This window comes from Serratia proteamaculans, from assembly GCF_946227095.1.
In the GTDB taxonomy this organism is placed as follows: Bacteria; Pseudomonadota; Gammaproteobacteria; order Enterobacterales; family Enterobacteriaceae; genus Serratia; species Serratia proteamaculans_E.
In genome coordinates this window covers 1-603 of record NZ_CAMISV010000030.1, presented here as the reverse complement: position 1 = coordinate 603, position 603 = coordinate 1, and the positions used below count along the sequence as shown (strand labels likewise).

2 tRNA genes and 1 rRNA gene are annotated in these 603 nt (G+C 47.4%); all 3 read left to right on the top strand.

Annotated features, from left to right (window positions below):
* Positions 1–108 (top strand): 16S ribosomal RNA (locus OC597_RS26600); the annotation flags it as partial.
* Between the two features lie 102 nt (positions 109–210).
* Positions 211–287 (top strand) — tRNA-Ile (locus OC597_RS26595).
* 125 nt (positions 288–412) lie between these two features.
* Positions 413–488 (top strand) — tRNA-Ala (locus tag OC597_RS26590).
* Positions 489–603 lie beyond the last annotated feature (115 nt).

Below are 603 nucleotides of genomic sequence, written 5' to 3'. Positions count from 1 at the left end.
GTAGGTAGCTTAACCTTCGGGAGGGCGCTTACCACTTTGTGATTCATGACTGGGGTGAAGTCGTAACAAGGTAACCGTAGGGGAACCTGCGGTTGGATCACCTCCTTACCTAATGATATTGATTGCGTGTAGTGCTCACACAGATTGTCTGATGAAATGAAAGAGAGCATAAGGCTTAATCTTCCCGGTTAAGTCTTAAAGCACCTTGTCGGGTCTGTAGCTCAGGTGGTTAGAGCGCACCCCTGATAAGGGTGAGGTCGGTGGTTCAAGTCCACTCAGACCCACCAATTCCCTCCTATCCTGCGTTGTCGCCCTGGTTGTTTACGTGAGTAAACGTCGCAGGACTTCGCTTTGACTAGAAGCGAATTGGCGAAGGTAGTAGACAAGGTGTAGAAAAATGCTTTTCTGATATGGGGCTATAGCTCAGCTGGGAGAGCGCCTGCCTTGCACGCAGGAGGTCAGCGGTTCGATCCCGCTTAGCTCCACCATATCAAAAAAATCTTAAAACTGATTCGCAAGAATCACGTTTAAGATTTTGCTCTTTAACAATCTGGAACAAGCTGAAAATTGAAACATGACAGCTGAAACTTACTCCTCCGTAGA